The following is a 20,832-nucleotide window of genomic DNA, read 5'->3' on the forward strand; positions in this document are numbered from 1 at the left end:
CCCAGCCAGCCCTCCCGGACCATCCCAGGAGACCCCGTTTAGCGTGGCCCAACCATTCCCCCTCACCACCATAATGACAATATCCCTTGGGATAGCAAAAAACTGTCTATCGAATAGTAAGAACAACCCCAGTGGATAGGTTTTTGGCTACCTGTTTTTGGCTCGAGACGCTGTTTGGAAGATTCTCTTAGACACCGCAATATGACCAAATTCTGCGGTGTTTTGAGTGATTTGGAGACATGTCGGAGACAGGGGCCGCATCAATTTGTTGCAATGCGGTAACACCAGCCATCGGGGGTAGGCGGATTAACCGTCCGTCCAGGGTCTCACGCCCTCGCAGTCGACCGCCGCGAGCGCCTGCGCGATGGGCGCGCCGTCGAGCACGAGCCCCGGCGCGATCTCCACCAGCGGCAGGAGCACAAAGCCGCGCCCGAAAAGCTCTTTATGCGGCAGCGTCAGCTCCGGGTCGTCGAGCGTGTGATCGCCCAGGAACAGGATGTCGACATCGATGAGCCGCGGCCCCCAGCGCCGCGTTGGCTCGCGGCCCATGTCGGCCTCGATCTTCTTGACCGCCGCCAGCAGTTCGTAAGGCGACAGGCTGGTCTCGCCGATGGCGCAGGCGTTGGCGAAGTCGCCCTGATCCAGCACGCCCCAGGGCGGCGTGCGATAAACGCGCGAGGTCGCGGTCAGCCGCGCAATGCCGCGCTCTTCCAGCAGTTTCAACGCTTTACGGATATTTTCCGGCTTGTCGCCGATATTGCTTCCCAGACCGAACCCCACCCGCATGGCTCACCCTTTCGCCGTCCCGCCGCCCAATGCCGCAAAAACCTCGAAAGCCGCGCGGTGCTCCGCGACGTCGTGGACGCGGAAAATCCCGGCGCCGGACGCGGCTGTCAGGAGGTTGGCCGCGAGCGTGCCCACGATTCGGGCTTCGATCCGCCCGTCCGGCAGACCCTTGAAGATGGACTTGCGCGAGACGCCGATCAGCACCGGACAGCCCAGCGCCAGAAGCCTCGGCGTTGCCCGCAGGGCGTCGTAATTCTGCTGGCGGGTCTTTCCGAATCCGATCCCCGGGTCCAAGGTAATATGAGCCTCGCGCACCCCGGCGCGCCGGGCGATGTCCAGCGAGCGCTCGAAGAAGCGCAGCATGTCCGCGACAATGTCGATCTCGGCGTCCGCCGCCTCGCGATTGTGCATCACGACCACGCCAGCCCCGGATTCGGCGACCGCGTGAGCCATGTCGGAGTCGCGCTGAAGCCCCCAGACGTCGTTCACTACCGCGACGCCCACGGACAGCGCCCGGCGCGCGGTGATCGCCTTATAAGTGTCGATCGACACCGGAACGCCCGCCTCCCGCACCAGAGTGGCGAGCAGCGGCTCGAGCCGCGCCCATTCTTCGTCCGCTGGCACGGGCGTATGCCCGGGGCGGGTCGATTCGGCGCCGATGTCGACGATGTCGGCTCCCTCCGCGGCGAGCTTCCGGGCCTGGGCGAGCGCGGCGTCCGCCGAGATGAAGAGGCCGCCGTCCGAAAAGGAGTCGGGCGTCACGTTGACAATGCCCATGATCACCGGGCGCTGGCCAATCGGCGCAAGGAACCGGTCCCGGGCGGCTGCGATGGCCGCCCGGTCAAACAGAAGCTCAGTCATATTTGATGTAGGCGAAGCGCTGATCCGTCTCCGGCACGCCCTCGAGCGCGCCGCCCTCCTGGCCCGGCCGCCAGCAGACGACCTCCTCGATCTTGCGCGCCAGTTCGAAGTCCTTGTCGGTGATGCCTTTCGCCGTGTGGGTCATCAGCTTGACCTCGACCCAGGCGTAGGAGGCGGCGATGTCGGGGTGATGCCAGGCCGCCTCGGCCAGATGGCCGACCGTATTGATCACCATCAATGTGCCCTTCCAGCTATGCGTCTTGTATTTGCGGCGAATCCAACCGTTTTCATAGCGCCAGTGCGGCAGCTCGCGGCCGAGGCGCTCGACCACCTCGTTCTCCGGCAAAGCCTTTTCTTCCCTGCTCATTTTTTGCTCCCCGTCTACGCGCGGCTTCGGGCGGCGACGCGACTTCTTTCGCCTGAGGCAGATATAGCCTAAACGAGCGTGAAGTCTTGCGCGATCGACGGACAGGGAGCGACATGTCGGCACAAGTGAGCGTCACGGCGACGGCGCGGCTGCATCTCGGTTTTCTCGACATGAATGGCGGGCTGGGGCGCAAGTTCGGAGGCCTCGGCCTGTCTCTCGACGCTCCCGCGACCCGGCTGACGCTCACGCGTGCGGCGGAAACGCAGGTCGAGGGGCCGGAAGAGACCCGGGCCGCGCAGCTTCTGGCCCGCGCGCAGGCGGCGCTCGCGCCCGGAGCCGCGCATTGTCTCACCCTTCACGAAGCCATTCCCGCCCACTCGGGGTTCGGCTCGGGCACGCAGCTCGCCCTGGCCGTGGCGGCGGCCGTCCGTCGGCTCGAGGATCTGCCGAATGACGCCGCCGCCGACGCGGCGCTGATGTCGCGCGGCGCCCGTTCCGGGCTGGGCGCGGGGCTCTTCGTCACCGGCGGACTTGTGGTCGACGGCGGGCGCGGACCCCTGACGCAAACGCCGCCGGTGGTCGCCCGCGCGGAATTTCCCGAGGCGTGGCGCGTGCTGCTGATCTCCGACCCGGCCGCCGTCGGGCTGCATGGGGAGGATGAGCGCGACGCTTTCGTCGCCCTGCCCCCTTCGAGCGCGCAGGAAAGCGGCGAATTGTGCCGCCTCGTGCTGATGCAGGCTCTGCCGGCTCTCGCCGAACAGGCGCTCGCGCCCTTTGGCGCCGCCGTCGCGCGCATTCAGGAAGTCGTCGGCGACTATTTCGCCCCCCGGCAGGGGGGCCGGCGGTTCACCAGCGCCAGGGTGGAAGCCGCCGTGGCGAAACTGACGCGGGAGGGCGCGACCGGCGGCGGGCAAACCTCCTGGGGGCCGACCGGCTTTGTCTTCGTCGAGAGCGAAGCCGCCGCGCGGGCGCTGATCGCCCGCGTCGCGCCCGAGGCCCGCGCCGATGGACTGGAGATATCCATCCACAAAGGGCTCAACCGCGGGGCGAAGATCGACGCCGTCTACGCGCACATTGCCTAAAAACTCAGCAATAAGGCGCCCAATCGACAGGCGACCGTCCGGCTGGGCCCGGCGCCCGGCGGGAGGCGCGGCGCGCGTCCGGCCCGTCCCGCGCCGCTTGAAACCGCCCCCGCCAAAACGCGGGCGCGATCAGACAGATAGCCTAAGCGCTCTACAGCTATGGAGAAGCTGGCCCTGAAGTTGCTCAACCGGCGGCTGCAAACTCCGGAGAGCATATGCCATCCCCTTTGAATGAATTTCTCGAACAATGCCATGCGTCTTTCCACGGCGACGACTCGGGCGCCGTGGCCGATTACATTCCGGAGCTGACCAAAGCCGATCCCGCGCACTTCGGAATCAGCCTCGCGACGATGGACGGCCATGTTTACGAGGTTGGCGACAGCGCGGTTCCTTTCACCATCCAGTCCATTTCCAAGGCGTTTGTTTTCGCGCTGGCGCTGGAGCGGCTCGGGCATGACCGGGTCGAGAAGGTGATCGGCGTCGAGCCCAGCGGCGAGGCGTTCAACTCCATCCGCCTCACCCATGACAACCGACCCTTCAACCCGATGGTCAACGCGGGCGCCATCGCCTGCTCGGGCCTCATTCACGAGGTCGAGAGGGATGGCGCCTTCGAGCTGATTCACGAGACGCTCAGCCGCTTCGCCGGCAGAAGGCTCGACATCGACGACGCGGTCTATCTCTCGGAGCGGGCCACGGGCGACCGGAACAGGGCCATCGCCTGGCTTCTGCACAATTACGATGTTCTCAAATGTGACGTCGACAGCGCGCTGGACGTTTACTTCCGTCAATGCGCCATTCTGGTGACGGCGCGCGATCTCGCGGTGATGGCGGCGACGCTCGCCAATGGCGGACGCAATCCGGTGACCGAAGCGCAGATCATTTCGCCTTATGCGGTCGCGCGCACGCTGTCGGTGATGACGAGTTCGGGCATGTATGATTACGCCGGCGAATGGGTCTATCGCGTCGGCATTCCGGCAAAGAGCGGAGTCGGCGGCGGGATCATCGCGTCGCTTCCGGCTCAACTCGGTCTCGGCACATTTTCGCCGCGCCTCGACGACCATGGCAACAGCGCGCGCGGGCTGAAAGTCTGCGAAGCCCTGTCTGCGCATTTCGGTCTGCATGTTCTCAATCGCAGCGACGACATCCGCACCTGCGTCATCGCCGATTACAACGCGACCGGCCTGTCCTCCCGGCGCAACCGCATGGTGAGCGAACTCAAGGTGCTCGAAGAGCGCAGCGGGGAAATTCGCATTCTCGAACTTGTCGGCGCGCTCTCCTTTGCGACCATGGACTTCGTTTCCCGCCGGCTGGCGCAGGACGACGGCGCGAAATTCGTCGTCATCGACCTGCGCCGCACGCCGAGCATTTCGCTCGGCGCCGGCCTTCTCGCGGACAGGATCATCGAAAGCTTCACGAGAAAGAGCGTGATCGTGATCTTTTCCGGCTTCGACAAATCCTCTCCGCTCTGGCCCTCGGTCGCGGCGTGGGCCGAGAAGTCTCCGAATGTGCGGCATTTCCAGCTCCTCGACGACGCCATCGAATGGGCGGAGGATCAGGTCGTCTTCCGCTACAGCGGATTCGATCACCATGGCTCGACCAGCCATCTGAGCGAGCAGGCCCTGCTCGCGGGCCTCACGTCCGCCGAGCTCGACGAGATCGCGGCTCTTGGTCGCGAGAGGAGCTTCAAGGCGGGTGAGCGGATCATACGCGCCGCCGACAAGGCCGACGCGCTGTTCTTCCTGCAAAAGGGCGTGGTCAGCATCAAGCTTTCCGGCGGCGCGCGGCTCGCCTCGCTGATCCCCGGCATGGTTTTCGGCGAGATGTCGCTGCTGGAGAGCGAGCGCTCGGCGGACGTCTGGGCCGACACCACCGTGCACTGCCTGGAGTTGCCGCTCACGGCCTACGGCCAGTTCCGAAGCGCGCACCCACGCAGCGCCGAGCGCATCATGGCCAATCTGGCCAAACTGCTCGCTGGCAGACTCGTTCTCGCCAATTCGAAAGTCGAAGTGCTCAGCAACTATTGAGCGAAAGCCCGGCGCGGCATGCGCCGGGCGATCATTGCGGCCTTCAGCGTGTGGCGCCTGCCCCGTTCTTGCTCGCGATTTCCTCGGGTGGCGCCCAGACGATTCCGGACATGTCATAATTTTGAGCCTGCTGGCCGCGGCTCGACTTCAGATTGGCCACCGCATCGGCGGCGGCGCGCCAATCCTGCTCGGTCCATTTCTTCGCTTCCGAGAAGAACGAGCTTTCCGACCCACCCTGCGGCGACACAGCCGCGCGCTCCTGCGGCTTCGCGGCTTGCTCGTCGCCAGAAGAAGCCCGGCCGTAAACGTTCGGCGGAATGCGACTCAGCATGTTCAGGAAGTTCGACGGCATGCCGTTGTCAGCCTCGCTGACGCGAACCTGGCTGCTTTCGAGTTGCGCAACAGGCCGATTGTAATTCACACTCATCACATTTGCGGCATAGCCGAGACCAAGGATCGCCAATGCGAGGGCCGATACGCCCACGATATGCCGGTTCAGTTCAGGCAGCTTCATCATGACTCGCTCCTGCGCTTTTCAGCACCTGGCGCCTTAACGCGAGTCGCGGCCATAGGTTTCGCTCAGGCGCTCAAAGATATCAGCGCGCCCTCATCAGCCTTCGGAAAATCCGGGCGCAGGGAGGGCGCGGCGTGAAGCTCGCGATCCGCCAGCGCGCGATAGCCCGCGAGAATCCGATCGACATCCATATCCGCGTCCTGCTTCCAGAAGGAGAGATGCGACGCCAGGAAACGTGGATAGATGGCGTTGACTTTCTTCGCGCGCTTGCGCACGCCGTAACAGAGGTCGTGCTCGTCGTCCGCCATGATGTCTGGAATATGAACGAGATCGGCCCCGAGCCAGGAAATGAAATTGATGCTGAGCCTCTCGAGCCAGCAAATCGGCGCGCGCGCTGCCTCCCGGAAGGCGGCGGGGTTCTTCAGGAACAGCTCATGAAGCCGCTGTGCTTTCGCCCCGCTCGCCCAGAGCGACCCGCACATGCCGCCCTTCGGCATTTCGAAATTGTCGAAGCCCGCAGGGATGGCGCCGCTCGCCTGCTGGAAATAGGCGCAGACGCCATTGTTGACGACATTGGCGCTCAGGAGAAAATAGCCGGTGTTGCGGCGCCGGAAATCGACGAATTCCGCCAGCCGCGCGAGATCGAAGAAGACGATGTCGTCGTCGCATTTGAGAAAGATGTCGTCACGGTAGCGATCGAGATTGGCGCCATAGTATTGATAGGCGCTGGTGTAGAACATCGCGCCGGGAGGGTAATCCGTCGTCGGACCCCTGACGAAAAGCCGCGCCGGGGCCTCTTCCGTGTCGGAGAACAGCCACTCGCCATTGGTCCCGTAGCCTGTGCGATAGAGCAACTCATAGCGCCCCGGCGGGATGCGCAGCGGCGCAAGCAGCGCCTCCCGTCCCTGCACGAAGACTTTGACCTCATCCACGCTGAAGTCGACTTCGACGCCCGCGAAACCGAATTCCGGCATGATGTCCGGCGTCGCCGAGACGACGAGCGGCTGACGCAGCGGATCACGCGCCGCAACGTCGATCAGCGACCCGGCGTCGTCGAAGACCCGCAGCGCGCTCGCCTGATTGCTCCAGCCGCCGATGATGATTTCGTAACTCGGGCCTTCGCCGTCGACCCGGCGCAAACCGAGATGCACGTCGCTGCGCGCCGCGACCGAGAAGCGCAATCCCGTCCGCTTCTCTCCCAGCGCGAGCGGACGTGGGTATGAAAAATAGTCGAAGGAATTGCTCGGCGTCGCCTGCGCCACCGGAAATCTCTGGCGCAGCCACGCACGATCCGCCGGCGTTCGTGTGAAATCCCAGATGTGCCATTCGTCGATGAGGCCGAGCTCGATGGCGCGTTCGACATAAGTCGTCAAAAGCGTCATCCGGTCGCGGCGGCCCGCGAACGTCAGGAGGATGGTGCGCGGCCGGCGTGCGGCGGAAGGAGTGAGCATCCGTCTGTCCTTGGTGAAAAGAATCGAGAGGTCTTAAGGAACGCGCCGGCGCCAGAGGCGCGAATCCGGCGCGAGCGGCGCGTGACGATTCCAGTCCGCGAGCTTCGCCTGATAGGTCGCGAAATATCCCCCATCGTCCGCATGATTTGCGCGTTCGGCGTCGAGCTCGGCGCCGATTTCGTAATAGACTTCGAGATTGGCGAGGTCGGGAACCGGCAGGCCGCCGGCTTCGCGGGCCGCCTGCATGTCCAGATAAAGCTCTTCCAGCCGCCGCGTCGTGGCGTTCATGTCGCGCAGCACGCTGCTTTCGCGTTCCAGAGCCAGCTTGCGGCGATAATGCCGCGCGCGCTGGGGATCGGTCCCGAGCGCGACCGCCTTGCGCGCATAATCCTCGAAACTGTCGCAGACGAGATCGTCGAGCCCAGCGGCGCGCACGACGCTGGCGCAAAAGCGCGAGGCGAAACTGCGTCCCGGCCGCGTCAGCACCGGCACGCCCGCCGTCAGCGCGTCCGCCGCCGTCGAATGCGCGCCATAGGGGAAGGTGTCGAGAAAGAGATCGGCGAGCGACATGCGGGCGAGATGCAGCGCATTCGGACGCTTCTGCGCGAAGAGAATGCGCTCCGCCGCGACCCCATGCGCGGGCGCGAGTTTGCGCAGCCTGTCGTCGACATCCTGCGACCCGGCGAGCAGCCACAGCACCGATCCCGGCGTCTCGCGCAGGATGCGCATCCACAGCAGGAACATCTCACGCGTGATTTTCTGCATGCCATTGAGACAGCAGAAGACAAAAGCGTCCTCGGGCAGGCTCTCGTCCGCGCGCGTCAACGCGCCGTGATCGATCTGGCGCTTGCGGTCGAGCGGCTGATTGCAGGCAAGCCGCATGACTTTCTCGGAATAGAAGATCTCGCTGTCCGGCGGGATGATGTTTGCGTCGGCGATCAGATAGTGATGATAGGGGCTGCCCATCGTGCCGGGATAGCCGCACCAGTTCACGATCACCGGCGCGGGCCGGCGCGCGAAGACGCCCGCCCGCGCATTCTTCGTATAGCCGTTGAGATCGACGAGAATGTCGATCTGGTCCTCGGCGATCTCCAGCGCCGCCCGATCGTCATCGAGCGCGGAGATATCGGTCCAGTGGTCGACGGCGACCCTGAAACGCGCCTGCGTCGCGTCCGCCGGACGATCCTCTCCGAAATAATAGGCAAAGAGCTCGAATTTCGATCTGTCGTGCAGCTCGAAGATTTCCACCAGCGCGAAGCCCACCGCATGTTCACGCAGATCGGAGGAGACATAGCCGATGCGCAGTCTTTGCGTGGGATCGCGCGCCTTCCTGTCAGTGTGAAGCGGCCGGAGGGCGGGGCGTCCGACGAGATTGCGATTATAGCGCCATGCCTTGGCGAGCTGAAACATCGGGTCGTCGGCGTGCAGCGCCAGCGAGATCGGCGACATGCTGTCGAGGAGTTGGCGGCGCGTGACATGGTCTGACGGCGTCAGGACCGGCCACTTGCATTGGCGTTGCCGCAACGCGATCCAGTGCTGCGCGGATTCGGTGAGATCGGGCCGAAGCTCGATCGCCTGCTTGAGCACGCCTTCCGCCGCTTCGAACCGCTCCGCCGCTTCGAGGACGCGACCCGTCTGCTGAAGCGCGAGCAGTTTCAGTTTCTGCGTTTCGCCGCTGACGCCGCCGAGGCCCGCGATGGCCAGATTCCATTGCTCCAGCGCGCGCGGGAGATGGCCGGCGTCCTCGAACACGCGCCCCAGATTGATGCGCGCCTGATGAAAATCCGGCTTGAGACGGGCGCATTCGGCGAGCGCGTTGATGGCGCCGGGAAAATCATCCAGACGGCGCAACAGCACGGAGAGATTGAAATAGGCCATGTGCGCGAGTGGATCGTTCGCGTTGAAGGCGATCCAGTTGCGATAGAGTTCGGCGGCGAGCCGGAGCTGATTGGCGGAGGAGAACGCCTCGGCGGCGCTGAAGAGACCCGCGAGCGTCAACTGGCCCGAGCGCGCCTTCTCGGCCTCCTGCCGGAACGACGTCGCGATGGCTTCCGGAGACGTAGCGGGCGCAAGCATTCTGTATCCCTTTGTCATGGGGGAAGACGACGCGACGCTCGACTCGAACGCCGCGCCGGCTGCTGGCCGACGCGGCGATTGGCTGTGGTCGCCGCCGCCGGACGTGTCCGGCGCGGCTTCTCATGGACGCGGTCAGCCGTTGTAGAGCTTGAACAGCGCGTTCAGGATGTCGGCGTTGAGCGCCTGCAACTGGGTCGAGGTAAACCCGTCAGCTTGCGTGGTGCTTAAGGCGCCGATGTCGTCGGTCGCCAGACCGCCCAGTCCCGAGGTGCTGATCGCGCCGAGCTGGGTCGAGGTCAGCGCCGCGAAGTCGTCCGTCTCCAGCGCGCCGATCTGGGTGGAGGACAGCGCGGCGATGTCGCTCGTCTCCAGCGCGGCGGACTGGGCCGTCGAGAAGGCGGCGATCTGATCGGAGGTCAGCGCAGCCGCCTGCGCGGTCGTCAGCGCCACCACCTGATCCGTGGTCGCGGCGGCGATCTGCGCGGTCGTCAACGCCGCGATGTCCGTCGTAGTGAAGGCGGCGAACTGCGCGGTCGTCAGAGCGGCCACGTCGTCCGTGGTCAGCGCTTTCGTCTGCGCCGTGGACAGCACGGCGATCTGGCCTGTCGTCAGCGCCGCCGCCTGGCCGGTTGAGAGCACGCCGACCTGGTCCGTCGTCAGCCCTGAGACGGCGCCCGAACTCAGCGCCGCGATCTGGTCCGTCGCCAAAGCCGCGACGTCGGCGGTGGAGAGCGCGCCGGCCTGTTTCGAGGACAGGACCGCCACCTGCGCGGTCGTCAGCGCCGCCGCCTGATCCGTCGACAGAACCGCAAGCTGCTCCGTCGTCAGCGCGCCGATCTGGCGCGTGCTCAGCGCGGCCACTTCCACCGTCGTCAGCGCGGCGACCTGATCGGTCGAGAAGGCCGCGACGGAGGCCGTGGTCAGGGCGCCGATCTGCGCCGTGGACAGCACCGCAAGGTCCCCCGTCTCGATCGAGGCGGCCTGGCCCGTCGACAGTGTGGCGAGCTGCGTGGTCGACAGCGCGGCCGCCTGATCGGTGGTCAGGGCGGCGATCTGGCCGGTGGTCAGGCCCGGGATCGCCTTGGAGCTGAGCGCCGCGACCTGGCCCGTCGAGAGCGCGGCGAGTTCGTCGGTTCCCAGCGCGCCCGCCTGAAGCGAGGACAGGGCCGCCACCTGCGAGGTCGTCAGCGCGGCCGACTGTCCGGTCGACAGCGCGTCGATCTGCTCCGTGGACAGTCCCGGCAGGGAGGCGACCTTCACGGCGGCGACTTGGTCCGTGGACAGGGCCGCGACGGCGTCCGTCGTCAGCTTCCCGATCTGTGAGGAGGCGAGCGCGCCGACTTGCGCCGTCGTCAGCGCCGCGGCCTGCGCTGTCGAGAGCGTCGCGATCTGCGTCGTCGTCAGCGCCGCGACCTGACCCGTCGTGAGCGCCGCCACTTCCGTGGTCGTGAGCGCGCCGATCTGATCCGTCGTCAGCGCCGCGACGCTCTTCGACGAGAAGGATGCGATCTGGCCGGTGGAGAGCGCCGCGAGATCGGTCGTCTCGATGGCGGCCGTCTGGGCCGAGCTCAACGCCGCGACCTGCGCGGTGGTCAGCGCCGCCGCCTGATCCGTCGACAGGGTGACGACCTGATCGCTTGTCAGGCCGGCAAGCGCCTTGGTGCTGAGCGAGGCGACCTGCGTGGTCGACATCGCCGCGAGATCGGTGGTCGTCACCGCGGCAAGCTGCGTCGACGACAGCGTGGCGATCTGGCCCGTCGACAGCACGGCCACCTGATCGGTGGACAGCGCGGCGACCTGATCTGTCTTCAGGGCGGCGATCTGCGAGGTCGAGAGCGCCGCCGCGTCGGCGGTCGCCAGCGCGAGGACCTGCATGGCCGAGAGGGCCGCGAGATCCTTGGTCGACAGCGCGCCGATCTGGCTCGTCGAGACGACCGCGAGATCGGCGGTCTCGATCGCGGCGGCCTGAGCCGTCGTCATCGAGGCGATCTGGCCTGTCGTCAGCGCCGCGACCTGATCAGTGGTGATCGAGACGATCTGATCCGTCGTCAGCGCCGAGAACGCCTTGGACGAGATGGCGGCGATCTGAGCGGTCGACAGCGCCGCGACGCTATCCGTGGACAGCGCGCCAATCTGCGCAGAAGAGAGCGCGCCGATCTGCGCCGTGCTCAGGGCGGCGGCCTGGGCGGTCGAGACGACGGCGATCTGGGCGGTCGTCAGTCCCGCGACGGCGCCCGTGCTCACGGCCGACAGTTGCGTCGTCGAGAGCGCCCCCACATCCGCGGTCGTCAGCGCTCCAACCTGCTTGGAGGACATGACGCCGATCTGCGCCGTCGTCAGCACGGCGGCCTGATCGGTGGAGAGCGTGGCGATCTGCGCGGTGTTCATCGCGCCGATCTGCGCCGTCGTCATTACGGCGAGGTCCGCCGTCTCCATCGCGGCGACCTGGTCCGTGGTCAGCACGGCCACGCCCTTGGACGAGAGCGCCGCGACCTGGTCCGTCGACAGCGCGGCGATGTCCGCCGTCTCGATGGCGGCGGCCTGCGTGGTCGAGAGCGAGGCGATCTGCGCCGTGGTCAGCGCCGCGACCTGATCCGTCGACAGCGCGGCGACCTGAGCGGTCGTCAGACCCGCGATGGCCTTCGAATTCAGCGAGGCGACCTGAGTGGTGGAGAGCGCGCCAATGTCGACGGTCGTCAGGGCGCCGGCCTGCTTCGAGGAGAAGGCGCCGATCTGCGTCGTGGTCAGCGCCGCCGTCTGATCCGTCGTCAGCGCGCCGACCTGGGCGGTGGAGAGGGCGCCGATCTGTCCCGTCGACAAAGCGGCAAGATCGGCCGTCTCCATGGCGGCGATCTGGTCCGTGGTCAGCGCTCCGACGCTCTTGGACGACAGGGCGGCGGTCTGGGCGGTGGAGAGCGCGACAATGTCGGCGGTCACGATCGCGGCGGCCTGCGTCGAGGACAGCGCGCCGATCTGCGCCGTCGTCATGGCGGCGATCTGATCGGTCGAGAAGCTCGCGACCTGCGCCGTGGTCAATCCGGCGATGGCCTTGGAGCTCAGCGCCGCGACCTGATCCGTGGACAGCGCGGCGATGTCGGAGGTGGTGAGGGCGCCGGCCTGCTTCGAGGAGAAGGCCGCGACCTGAGTCGTCGTCAACGCCGCCGCCTGATCGGTCGAGAGCACGGCGACCTGCGCGGTGGTCAGCGAGCTGATCTGCCCGGTCGAGAGCACGGCGACATCCGCCGTCTCGATGGCGACCACCTGATCCGTCGTCAGCGCGCCAATGTCCTTGCTGGTGAGCGCGGCGACCTGCGAGGTCGACAGCGCGGCAAGGTCGGCGGTCTCGATGGCCGCCGCCTGCTTGGTGGTCAGCGCCGCGACCTGCGCGGTGGTCAGCGACGCAGCCTGATCGGTGGTGAGAGCCGCCACCTGCGCCGTGGTCAGCCCGGCGACGGTCTTGACGCTGATCGCCGCGATCTGAGCGGTCGACATGGCCGCAAGCGCGTCCGTGGTCAGCGCCGCCGCCTGCGACGAGGACAGCACGGCGACCTGCGCCGTCGTCAGCGCCGCCGCCTGATCGGTCGAGAGATTTCCAAGCTGCGAGGAGGTCATCGCCGCGATCTGCGTCGTCGACAGGGCGGCGAGGTCCGTCGTCTCGATCGCCGCCACCTGGGACGACAGCAGCGCCGCCACGTCCTTCGCATTGAGCGCGCCGAACTGGGCGGTCGACAATGCGACGATGTCGTCGGTCGTCAGCGCCGCCGCCTGGGACGTCGACAGCAGGGCGACCTGCGCGGTCGTCAGCGCCGCCGCCTGATCCGTGGAGATGACGCCGATCTGGGCCGTGGTGAGGCCCGAAATGGCGCTGGTGCGCAGCGAGGAGACCTGCGCCGTCGACAGCGCGGCGACATTCGTGGTCGTTAATGCGCCAATCTGCTTCGACGACAGGGAGTTGACTTGCGCCGTCGTCAAGGCCGCCGTCTGATCCGTGGACAGCACGGCGATCTGCGTCGTGGTGAGCGCGCCGATCTGCGTGCTGGAGAGCGCCGCGATATCGGCGGTGTTCATCGCCACGATCTGATCAGTGGTGAGAACCGCGACATCCTTGCTGGTGAGAGCGGCCACCTGGCTCGTGGACATCGCCGCGAGATCAGCTGTTTCAAGCGCCGCGGCCTGCGCCGCGGTGAGGGAGGCCACCTGCGCGGTGGTGAGGGCGGCCGCCTGGCCGGTGGACAGCGTGACGATCTGCGCCGTCGTCATGCCGGACAGGGTCTTGGCGGCGATCGCCGCCGTCTGGTCGGTCGAGAGCGCCGCGACGCTGTCCGTCGTCAATCCGACGATCTGCGTCGATGACAGCGCGGAAATCTGCGTCGTGGTGAGGGCGGCGGCCTGCGCTGTCGACAATGCGGCGACCTGCGCCGAGTTCAGCGCCTTGACCTGCGTCGTCGTCAGCGCCGCGACGGCAGTGGTCGTCAGGGCTGCGATCTGGTCGGTCGAGAGCGCGGAGACGCTCTTGGAGCTCAGAGCCGCGACCTGCGTTCCGGTCATCACGGCGATATCGGCGGTTTCGATCGCGGCGGCCTGCGTGGACGACAGCGCGGCGATCTGATTGGTCGAGAGCACCGCAACCTGATCGGTGGTGAAATCGTCGATGTAGGAGGCGACGATCTTTGCGAGCTGCGCGGAGGACAGCGCCGCGACCTCGGAGGTCGTCAGATTGCTGATCTGTACGCTGCTGAGCCCCGCGATGGCGTTCGCGGCCAGCGCGGAGAATTGCGTCGTCGTGAAGGCGCTCACGTCATCCGTCGTCATCGCGCTCAACTGCGTCGATGACAACGCCGCGACCTGCGCGGTCTGCATCGCCGCAATGTCGCTCGTCGTGAGCTTGGAAATCGTGTCCGTCGACAGAAGCGCAATCTGTTTGGCGGAAAGTGAGGCGATGATCGAAGTCATTGGCCAGCCCCTGAGGAATCTCTATCTGCTCGTTGCGTCGTATGGGACGCCTGCGGACGCGCCGGCAGGAATCGCCTGGTCGGGCTTGGCGCAGGACGAGCTTCGCGGCGAAGCGGGCCACGCCAAGTTATCACTTACGAAGGGAGACATCGTCGTGCGGATCGGCAATCCGGCTCACGACCTTGCGGGATGTTCCGCGAGGCGGCGCCAGACCGAATGGGGCAGCTCATCTGCCCGGCCAACACGAGGGCTTTTCCGCCAGTTGGAGAGCGGTCGGTATCGTCTGATCTAAAGCGCCCGTCTTAATGGAGCTTTAAATTCCACGTGACGTGACGCGCCGATTTAAGCTTTGAATTGTTCCGGCAATTGTCTACGCGCCTCTCCTCTTATTATAATTACGCTTTCACGCCAGTGATCTGGTCAGCTTCGCGACAGGCTGACGTCCCACCTTGGTTATCGCCGCGTTCTCACGCGCTGATCAACACCGAGAGGAGACCGTCACTTGGCGCGCTATTGTATTGTCGGAGCGGGCCTGAGCGGCGCCGTCGTCGCCCGTGCGTTGGGCGAGGCTGGTCACGACGTCCTGGTCGTAGACGAGCGCGGGGGCATCGGCGGGAATTGCGCCACCCTCCGCGATCCGCAGACGGGGATCATGACCCATCTCTATGGGCCGCACATTTTCCACACCTCCGATGAAAAGGTCTGGGCCTATGTGCAGCGCTTCTGCGCCATGATGCCCTACGCTCATCGCGTGCAGGCGGTCGCGCGCGGCCATGTGTTCAGCCTGCCCGTCAATCTGCTGACAATCAATCAGTTCTTCGGCCTGGCGCTGAACCCCGCCGAAGCGCAGGCGCTCATCGCATCGAAGACGATCCCGCAGGAGGCCCCGCGCCATTTCGAGGAACAGGCGTTGTCCATGATCGGCCGGGAGCTGTACGAAGCCTTCTTCGAGGGCTACACGCGCAAACAATGGGGGCTCGATCCGACGGAGCTTCCCGCCGCAATTCTCAAGCGCCTGCCGCTGCGCTTCAATTATGACGACAGCTATTTTTCACACCGTTTCCAGGGCATGCCCAGGGACGGCTACACGGAGATGATCGCGTCCATCCTGGATGCGCCGCGTGTGGAGCTGAGGCTCGGAGAAAGCTTCGAATCGCTGGGCGACGACTTCGCGCATGTGATCTACAGCGGGCCGATCGATCGCTATTTCAACTACCGTCTCGGCCGGCTGAACTATCGCACGCTGGAGTTTCAGGTTCTCCGAAGCCGGGGCGATTTTCAGGGAACCGCCGTCCTCAACTATTGCGACGCGGACGTCCCCTTCACGCGCGTGACCGAACACAAGCATTTCGCGCCCTGGGAGAAGGAGCGTTTCGACGAAACGATCTGCTATCGCGAATACAGCCGCGACTGCCGGCCGCGTGACGTTCCATATTATCCGATTCGTCTGGCGAAGGAGCAGAAGACGCTGAATGAGTATATCGCGCTCGCGCGCAGCACGCCGGGCGTGAGCTTCCTCGGCAGGCTGGGATCCTATCGCTACCTCGACATGGACGTCGCCATCGCCGAGGCGCTCGCGGCCTCCGAGCAAATGCTGGAGATGATCGCAGCAGGAGCGGCGCCGCCGTCCTTCTTCGTCGATCCGGGCTGACGTCGCGCACCCTGCCCCGTCACACGTGAGACGCGCCGCAGGTTCTTTCGCGAACCGCCGCATAGAGCGGAGCCAGATCGGCTTCCGTGAAGGTCTCCTGATCGAGGAGCCGCTCGGCCGAGTCGACATGCAAGGCGGAACAGCTTTTCAGAATGTCTCGCGCACGCAGGAAGGCCTGCTCCACGAGCCTGTTGATCGCCGCGTCGATCCGCGCGTTGGTCTCGTCGCTCATCTCCGACTGCTGCGGTCCGAGACCTTGCAAATCCAGATAGCGCGGACGCTCGACGACGAAGGACGCCTGCCCGATGTCCGGCTCCATGCCATAGCGCGTGACCATTGCGCGCGCCATTTCCGTCGCGCGCTGCAGATCGTCGGCGGCGCCCGTCGTGGCTTCGCTGAACACGAGCATCTCCGCTGCCCGGCCGCCGAGCAGAACCGTCATGCGGTCGGTGAGCTCCGTCCGCGTCATGAGATAGCGGTCTTCCGTCGGCATCTGCATCGTATAGCCGAGGGCGCCGACGCCGCGCGGAACGATCGACACTTTCTTCACCGGATCGACGTCGGGCAGCGCCATGGCGACGATGGCGTGACCCATCTCATGGAAGGCGACGATGCGCCGTTCCTGCGGGTTCAGAATGCGCTTGCGCTTTTCCGGTCCCGCCAGAATGCGCTCGATCGCCGCCGTGAAATCGTCGAAGGTCACCGCCTGCGCCTTGCGGCGGGTCGCGAGCATCGCCGCTTCATTGACGAGGTTGGCGATGTCGGCGCCGGTGAAGCCCGGCGTCATCGCCGCGATCTTCGCCGGGTCCACATCCGGCGCCAGCTTGATCTTGCGCAGATGCACGTCGAGGATGGCGAGACGCCCGCTCTTGTCGGGGCGATCCACCGCGATCTGCCGGTCGAAGCGGCCGGCGCGCAGCAAGGCGGGATCGAGCACCTCGGGCCGGTTGGTCGCGGCGAGCAGCACGACGCCGACCGTGGGATCGAAACCGTCGAGTTCGCTCAGGAGCTGGTTGAGCGTCTGCTCCTTCTCGTCATGGCCGCCGCTCAGGCCGGAGATGCCGCGGGCGCGGCCCAGCGCGTCGAGCTCGTCGATGAAGATGATGCAGGGCGCGGCCGCGCGCGCCTGCGTGAACAGATCGCGCACGCGCGCGGCGCCGACGCCGACGAACATCTCGACGAATTCGGAGCCATTGATGGAAAAGAAGGGGACGCCCGCCTCGCCGGCGACCGCGCGGGCGAGCAGCGTCTTGCCGGTTCCCGGCGGCCCGACCAGCAAAATGCCCTTGGGGACATGCGCGCCCAGCCGGCCATAGGTCGCCGGGTCTTTCAGAAAGGCCACGACTTCCTGCAATTCCTCCTTGGCTTCATCGACGCCCGCGACATCCTTGAAGCCGATCTTGATGTCCGTCTCGACGAATATCTTGGCCTTGCTCTGGCCAACCGACATCACCGAGCCGAGGCCCTGCCCGAGCCGGCGCGCCAGCAGGCTCCAGATGAAGAAGAAAATCGCCGCCGGGATAACCCAGGACAGCAGCGTGCTCGCCCAGCCATGTTCGACCGCGCCCGAATATTTGACCTTCGCCGCCTCGAGCTCCTGCGCGAAATTGGGATCGACCCGAACCGCGACGACCTGCTTCTTGCCGTCGGCAAGCGGTTTCTTGAGCGTCGCCCGGACGACCTTCTCGCCCACCGTGACGTCGTCGATCTTTCCCTCCCGCAAGAGGTCGTAGAATTCGCTGTAGGCGACGACGTTCGTCTCGCCGTAGCTGTCCCAAAGCTGTTGAAGGAGCAGAATCGCGATCGCGGCGACGAGGAAGTAGCCGAGGTCGAACCGCCATTCCCTCTTGCCGTTTGCGTCCTTGTTGTTCGAACGATCCATGCAAAGGCCCCCCGAGGAACTCCGCCGCCTCTTGCGCCTTGGGGGATTGTGGAGAAAGCGGCTCGAATGGTCCAGAGCGCGCAAATACCTTTAACTTAACTATAAAAGGTCAAAAAAAGCGCCGCTCGAAACCGAGCGGCGCGAGATGGATCAGGCTCTGGCGGCTTCGCTGAGCGCCCCGATGACGGCGCGCATCGCCTCGCCGTTCTTGAGCTCTTCATAGGCGTTGCCGCATTCCTGCATGGCCCTGCGCGTGGCTTCGCGCATCTTGGGAAGATTGCGGCGCGCCATGGTGGGGAACATGTGATGCTCGATCTGGCTGTTGAGACCGCCGGTCAGCCAGTCGAGGACGACCGAGCTGGGCGTGTTGCGCGTGGAACGGGCCTGGCGGTCATAGAACCCCTGAGCCTCGGTCGCGTCATAGATTTCCATTCCCGTGTGATTGAGCACGAAAACGAACGCCAGAATGAAACCGCCCAGGAGCTGCGCGGACAGGAACCACAGCCAGCCGGTCCAGGCCGGCCCCGGCGTCAGCAGGCCAGCGAGCGTCAGGCCGACGACCCAATGCGCGACGCATAGCGCGGCCTCGATGTTCCTCTGCCGGCGCGCCGCTGTCTCAATGCTCTGCCAGCTCCAGTTGAACCGGGCGAGCGACAGCAACGGGAAGAACAGGGGCACCTGAAAGCGCGGCATCACAAAGGCGAGAAGCTTCTCGAAGCCCGACTTGCGCGCCGTGTCGTTATATTTGATCAGCGACTTGTCCCAGACGATCCACGGCACGGAGTCGATGTCGCCGTCGATCGGCGTCAGCACCCCGTCGGTCATGCGGCAGGCGTTGGGGAAGGAGTGATGCAGTTCGTGCTTCTCGACCCACCACGAGGCGCCGAAGCCCTGGAACAGCGCGACCGCGCGGAGCATCAAGGTCGGCTTCGCGTCGTCGCGCGGACCCCAGTGGTTATGCGCGAGATCGTGACCCAGATAAGCCGTGCGCGGGTAGTGGACCCCGAGCAGCAGGCCGCCGGCGACCGCCATCAGGCCGCCCTGCGACAGGAGATAGAAAGCAATGACGGGTACGCCGACCATTTCGACGCACCGGAACGCCTGCTCCCAAACGGGGACGTTGAAATACCCCTTCTCGCGCGCCTGAGTTTTCAACATGGCCATGCGTTGCGCCAGCGCTCGCGCATCCGGACCGCACGACTTGTGGGATCCGGAAACCATCTCTATCGTGTCGCTCAATGTTTCCCCGCAGCGCCTGTTACAGGCTTGTTTTCGCTGTTTTCTCTTTTGCCGCGCCGTCTCAATCGGCTATAGCTCCGCGCTTGTCAAATCGAATCCGTCGGGAACGGTGAATTCGTCCCGAGCGACCCAAGATGATGCGCCCCGTCAAAACAGTGACGCGCCGGCCATCCATCCGTACTCCATTGCATTGGAATCGTATAGGCTGACGCATTTGCTGCGCCGCAACAGAAGAAGACGGCGCGGCGAGGCGAAGCTTACTGTTGGCGCCGATCGCCGCCTGCGACGAATCGGCGCGGGTCCGTCGCCCCGCCCGCCCGCCGGGCGGGTTTTCAAAAAACTGTTTTGCGGGCGTCGTAAGGGCATCATGGCCGCAACGGGCGGCCAGATGGCGACAGGCGCGGAACAGTTTGAGAAAACAGCGAAAAGCCGAGATCACGCCGGCGCGACATTGACAAAGCCGGCGTCAGAAACAATGACTGTGGCCCAGCCCGTCCGCGCCTGCTTGCTTCTCTCCAAGAGGAATTCCCGTAGATGAAAATCACGATGATTGGCTCCGGCTATGTGGGGCTTGTTTCTGGCGCTTGCTTTGCGGATTTCGGTCACGAAGTGATTTGCGTCGATTCCGACGCCGGCAAGATCGAGCGTCTCAATCGCGGCGAGATTCCGATCTACGAGCCCGGCCTCGACGAGCTGGTCGCCAATAACGTCAAGCAGAACCGCCTGTCCTTCACCACCGATCTCGGACCCGCCGTGAAGGGCGCGGACGCCGTCTTCATCGCCGTCGGCACGCCCTCGCGCCGCGGCGACGGTCACGCTGACCTCTCCTATGTCTACGCCGCCGCCAAGACCATCGCCTGCGCGCTGGAGGGCTTCACCGTCGTCGTCAACAAATCCACCGTGCCCGTCGGCACCGGCGACGAGGTCGAGCGCATCATCCGCGACGTCAATCCGAAGGCCGATTTCGCCGTCGTCTCCAACCCGGAGTTCCTGCGCGAAGGCGCGGCCATCGAGGATTTCAAGCGCCCCGACCGCGTGGTCATCGGCGTCGAGGACCCGCGCGCCCGCGACGTCATGGAGGAAATCTACCGGCCGCTGTCGCTCAATGCGCCGCCGCTGGTGTTCGTCGGCCGCCGCACCTCGGAATTGACGAAATACGCCGCCAACGCCTTTCTCGCCACCAAGATCACCTTCATCAACGAGATTGCTGATCTGTGCGAGAAGGTGGGCGCGGACGTGCAGGAGGTCGCGCGCGGCATCGGCCTCGACAAGCGCATCGGCGGCAAGTTCCTGCATGCGGGGCCTGGCTATGGCGGCTCCTGCTTCCCCAAGGACACGCTGGCGCTGATCAAGACCGGCCAGGACGAAGGCTCGAGCCTGCGCATCGTCGAGACGGTGGTGGCGGTCAACGACGCCCGCAAGCGCGCCATGGCGCGCAAGATCATCGTGGCGCTGGGCGGCTCGGTGCGCGGCAAGAAGATCGCGCTGCTCGGCCTCGCCTTCAAGCCGAACACCGACGACATGCGCGACGCGCCCTCGCTGGCGATCGTCGCCTCGCTGGCCGGCGATGGCGCGGACGTGCACGCCTATGATCCGGAAAGCATGACACAGGCGCGGCCGCTGATGCCGGAAGTGACGTTCCACGACGACGCCTATTCGGCGCTGGAGGGCGCGGATGCGGTCGCGATCGTGACAGAATGGGACGCGTTCCGCGCGCTCGACCTCGATCGCGTGAAAAGCCTGCTGAAGCAGCCGATCATCGTCGATCTGCGCAACGTCTACCGCCCCGCCGACGTGCGTAAGCGCGGGTTCGAATATGTCAGCGTCGGGCGCAAATAAGCGCCCGTCTTGCCGCCTGGAGCATTCCCGCTCGGATCGATTCAGAGCGGGGCTCTTGTTTTTGTCCTGTCGCGCTTTCTTGCGCCCAACCGATGTCCCCTTCGGCG

Annotated in this window: 15 protein-coding genes; 6 read left to right on the top strand and 9 right to left on the bottom strand. The window is 65.5% G+C overall.

Translation table 11 applies throughout. The features are described 5' to 3' along the window. Positions 1 to 306 precede the first annotated feature (306 nt). The 3 genes from folK to ACR652_RS18010 are packed head-to-tail and all read right to left on the bottom strand — an operon-like array spanning position 307 to position 2,014. The gene (gene folK, locus ACR652_RS18000) at positions 307 to 786 is read right to left on the bottom strand and encodes a 2-amino-4-hydroxy-6-hydroxymethyldihydropteridine diphosphokinase (RefSeq protein WP_434507858.1); all 480 of its coding nucleotides are present in this window, start codon (positions 784 to 786) and stop codon (positions 307 to 309) included. A 3-nt stretch (positions 787 to 789) separates the two neighbouring features. Further along, a complete protein-coding gene (gene folP, locus ACR652_RS18005; RefSeq protein WP_434507859.1) occupies positions 790 to 1,647 on the bottom strand; it encodes a dihydropteroate synthase in 858 nt (285 codons plus the stop codon). Then, positions 1,640 to 2,014, bottom strand: coding sequence for a 4a-hydroxytetrahydrobiopterin dehydratase (locus ACR652_RS18010; RefSeq protein ID WP_434507860.1), 375 nt, complete (start codon positions 2,012 to 2,014; stop codon positions 1,640 to 1,642). The genes folP and ACR652_RS18010 overlap by 8 nt, the downstream gene beginning before the upstream one ends. A gap of 113 nt (positions 2,015 to 2,127) precedes the next feature. Here ACR652_RS18010 and ACR652_RS18015 point away from each other — a divergent pair, with 113 nt between their 5' ends. Continuing rightward, positions 2,128 to 3,096, top strand: a complete 969-nt coding sequence (locus ACR652_RS18015; RefSeq protein ID WP_434507861.1) for a beta-ribofuranosylaminobenzene 5'-phosphate synthase family protein — start codon at positions 2,128 to 2,130, stop codon at positions 3,094 to 3,096. Between the two features lie 215 nt (positions 3,097 to 3,311). Continuing rightward, positions 3,312 to 5,120, top strand: coding sequence for a glutaminase A (glsA, locus tag ACR652_RS18020; RefSeq protein WP_434507862.1), 1,809 nt, complete (start codon positions 3,312 to 3,314; stop codon positions 5,118 to 5,120). Positions 5,121 to 5,163: 43 nt separating this feature from the next. Here the strand turns inward: glsA and ACR652_RS18025 are convergent, their stop codons facing one another. The 4 genes from ACR652_RS18025 to ACR652_RS18040 form a co-directional block, all read right to left on the bottom strand. Further along, the gene (locus ACR652_RS18025; protein WP_434507863.1) at positions 5,164 to 5,637 is read right to left on the bottom strand and encodes a hypothetical protein; all 474 of its coding nucleotides are present in this window, start codon (positions 5,635 to 5,637) and stop codon (positions 5,164 to 5,166) included. A 62-nt stretch (positions 5,638 to 5,699) separates the two neighbouring features. Continuing rightward, positions 5,700 to 7,085, bottom strand: a complete 1,386-nt coding sequence (locus ACR652_RS18030) for a hypothetical protein (RefSeq protein ID WP_434507864.1) — start codon at positions 7,083 to 7,085, stop codon at positions 5,700 to 5,702. Between the two features lie 33 nt (positions 7,086 to 7,118). Further along, positions 7,119 to 9,161: a glycosyl transferase gene (locus tag ACR652_RS18035; protein WP_434507865.1), complete on the bottom strand. Its 2,043-nt coding sequence runs from the start codon at positions 9,159 to 9,161 to the stop codon at positions 7,119 to 7,121. 132 nt (positions 9,162 to 9,293) lie between these two features. Continuing rightward, positions 9,294 to 14,114, bottom strand: a complete 4,821-nt coding sequence (locus ACR652_RS18040) for a beta strand repeat-containing protein (RefSeq protein ID WP_434507866.1) — start codon at positions 14,112 to 14,114, stop codon at positions 9,294 to 9,296. Here ACR652_RS18040 and ACR652_RS18045 point away from each other — a divergent pair. Further along, positions 14,101 to 14,406, top strand: coding sequence for a hypothetical protein (locus ACR652_RS18045; RefSeq protein WP_434507867.1), 306 nt, complete (start codon positions 14,101 to 14,103; stop codon positions 14,404 to 14,406). The two genes, ACR652_RS18040 and ACR652_RS18045, sit on opposite strands and share 14 nt — an antisense overlap. A 210-nt stretch (positions 14,407 to 14,616) precedes the next feature. Then, positions 14,617 to 15,765: a UDP-galactopyranose mutase gene (glf, locus tag ACR652_RS18050; RefSeq protein WP_434507868.1), complete on the top strand. Its 1,149-nt coding sequence runs from the start codon at positions 14,617 to 14,619 to the stop codon at positions 15,763 to 15,765. Between the two features lie 19 nt (positions 15,766 to 15,784). Here glf and ftsH read toward each other — a convergent pair whose 3' ends face one another. Continuing rightward, on the bottom strand, positions 15,785 to 17,647 hold the full coding sequence (gene ftsH, locus ACR652_RS18055) for an ATP-dependent zinc metalloprotease FtsH (protein ID WP_434507869.1): 1,863 nt from the start codon (positions 17,645 to 17,647) through the stop codon (positions 15,785 to 15,787). Between the two features lie 150 nt (positions 17,648 to 17,797). Next, a complete protein-coding gene (locus ACR652_RS18060; RefSeq protein ID WP_434507870.1) occupies positions 17,798 to 18,811 on the bottom strand; it encodes a fatty acid desaturase in 1,014 nt (337 codons plus the stop codon). On the opposite strand from ACR652_RS18060, the gene ACR652_RS18065 reads away from it, so the two are divergent. After that, the gene (locus ACR652_RS18065; RefSeq protein WP_434507871.1) at positions 18,804 to 19,424 is read left to right on the top strand and encodes a hypothetical protein; all 621 of its coding nucleotides are present in this window, start codon (positions 18,804 to 18,806) and stop codon (positions 19,422 to 19,424) included. The genes ACR652_RS18060 and ACR652_RS18065 overlap by 8 nt on opposite strands. After that, a complete protein-coding gene (locus ACR652_RS18070; RefSeq protein ID WP_434507872.1) occupies positions 19,421 to 20,725 on the top strand; it encodes a UDP-glucose dehydrogenase family protein in 1,305 nt (434 codons plus the stop codon). The genes ACR652_RS18065 and ACR652_RS18070 overlap by 4 nt, the downstream gene beginning before the upstream one ends. Positions 20,726 to 20,832 lie beyond the last annotated feature (107 nt).

Source organism: Methylocystis sp. (assembly GCF_051061225.1).
GTDB lineage: Bacteria > Pseudomonadota > Alphaproteobacteria > Rhizobiales > Beijerinckiaceae > Methylocystis.

Bases quoted from the DNA above. Each gene is read 5' to 3' on its own strand.
- ACR652_RS18065 (WP_434507871.1), top strand. From the start codon at position 18,804: ATGGCCATGCGTTGCGCCAGCGCTCGCGCATCCGGACCGCACGACTTG.
- ACR652_RS18035 (WP_434507865.1), bottom strand. From the start codon at position 9,161: ATGCTTGCGCCCGCTACGTCTCCGGAAGCCATCGCGACGTCGTTCCGG.
- folP (WP_434507859.1), bottom strand. From the start codon at position 1,647: ATGACTGAGCTTCTGTTTGACCGGGCGGCCATCGCAGCCGCCCGGGAC.
- glsA (WP_434507862.1), top strand. From the start codon at position 3,312: ATGCCATCCCCTTTGAATGAATTTCTCGAACAATGCCATGCGTCTTTC.
- ACR652_RS18015 (WP_434507861.1), top strand. From the start codon at position 2,128: ATGTCGGCACAAGTGAGCGTCACGGCGACGGCGCGGCTGCATCTCGGT.
- ACR652_RS18010 (WP_434507860.1), bottom strand. From the start codon at position 2,014: ATGAGCAGGGAAGAAAAGGCTTTGCCGGAGAACGAGGTGGTCGAGCGC.
- ACR652_RS18025 (WP_434507863.1), bottom strand. From the start codon at position 5,637: ATGATGAAGCTGCCTGAACTGAACCGGCATATCGTGGGCGTATCGGCC.
- ACR652_RS18030 (WP_434507864.1), bottom strand. From the start codon at position 7,085: ATGCTCACTCCTTCCGCCGCACGCCGGCCGCGCACCATCCTCCTGACG.
- ftsH (WP_434507869.1), bottom strand. From the start codon at position 17,647: ATGGATCGTTCGAACAACAAGGACGCAAACGGCAAGAGGGAATGGCGG.
- ACR652_RS18060 (WP_434507870.1), bottom strand. From the start codon at position 18,811: ATGGCCATGTTGAAAACTCAGGCGCGCGAGAAGGGGTATTTCAACGTC.
- ACR652_RS18070 (WP_434507872.1), top strand. From the start codon at position 19,421: ATGAAAATCACGATGATTGGCTCCGGCTATGTGGGGCTTGTTTCTGGC.
- ACR652_RS18040 (WP_434507866.1), bottom strand. From the start codon at position 14,114: ATGACTTCGATCATCGCCTCACTTTCCGCCAAACAGATTGCGCTTCTG.
- ACR652_RS18045 (WP_434507867.1), top strand. From the start codon at position 14,101: ATGATCGAAGTCATTGGCCAGCCCCTGAGGAATCTCTATCTGCTCGTT.
- folK (WP_434507858.1), bottom strand. From the start codon at position 786: ATGCGGGTGGGGTTCGGTCTGGGAAGCAATATCGGCGACAAGCCGGAA.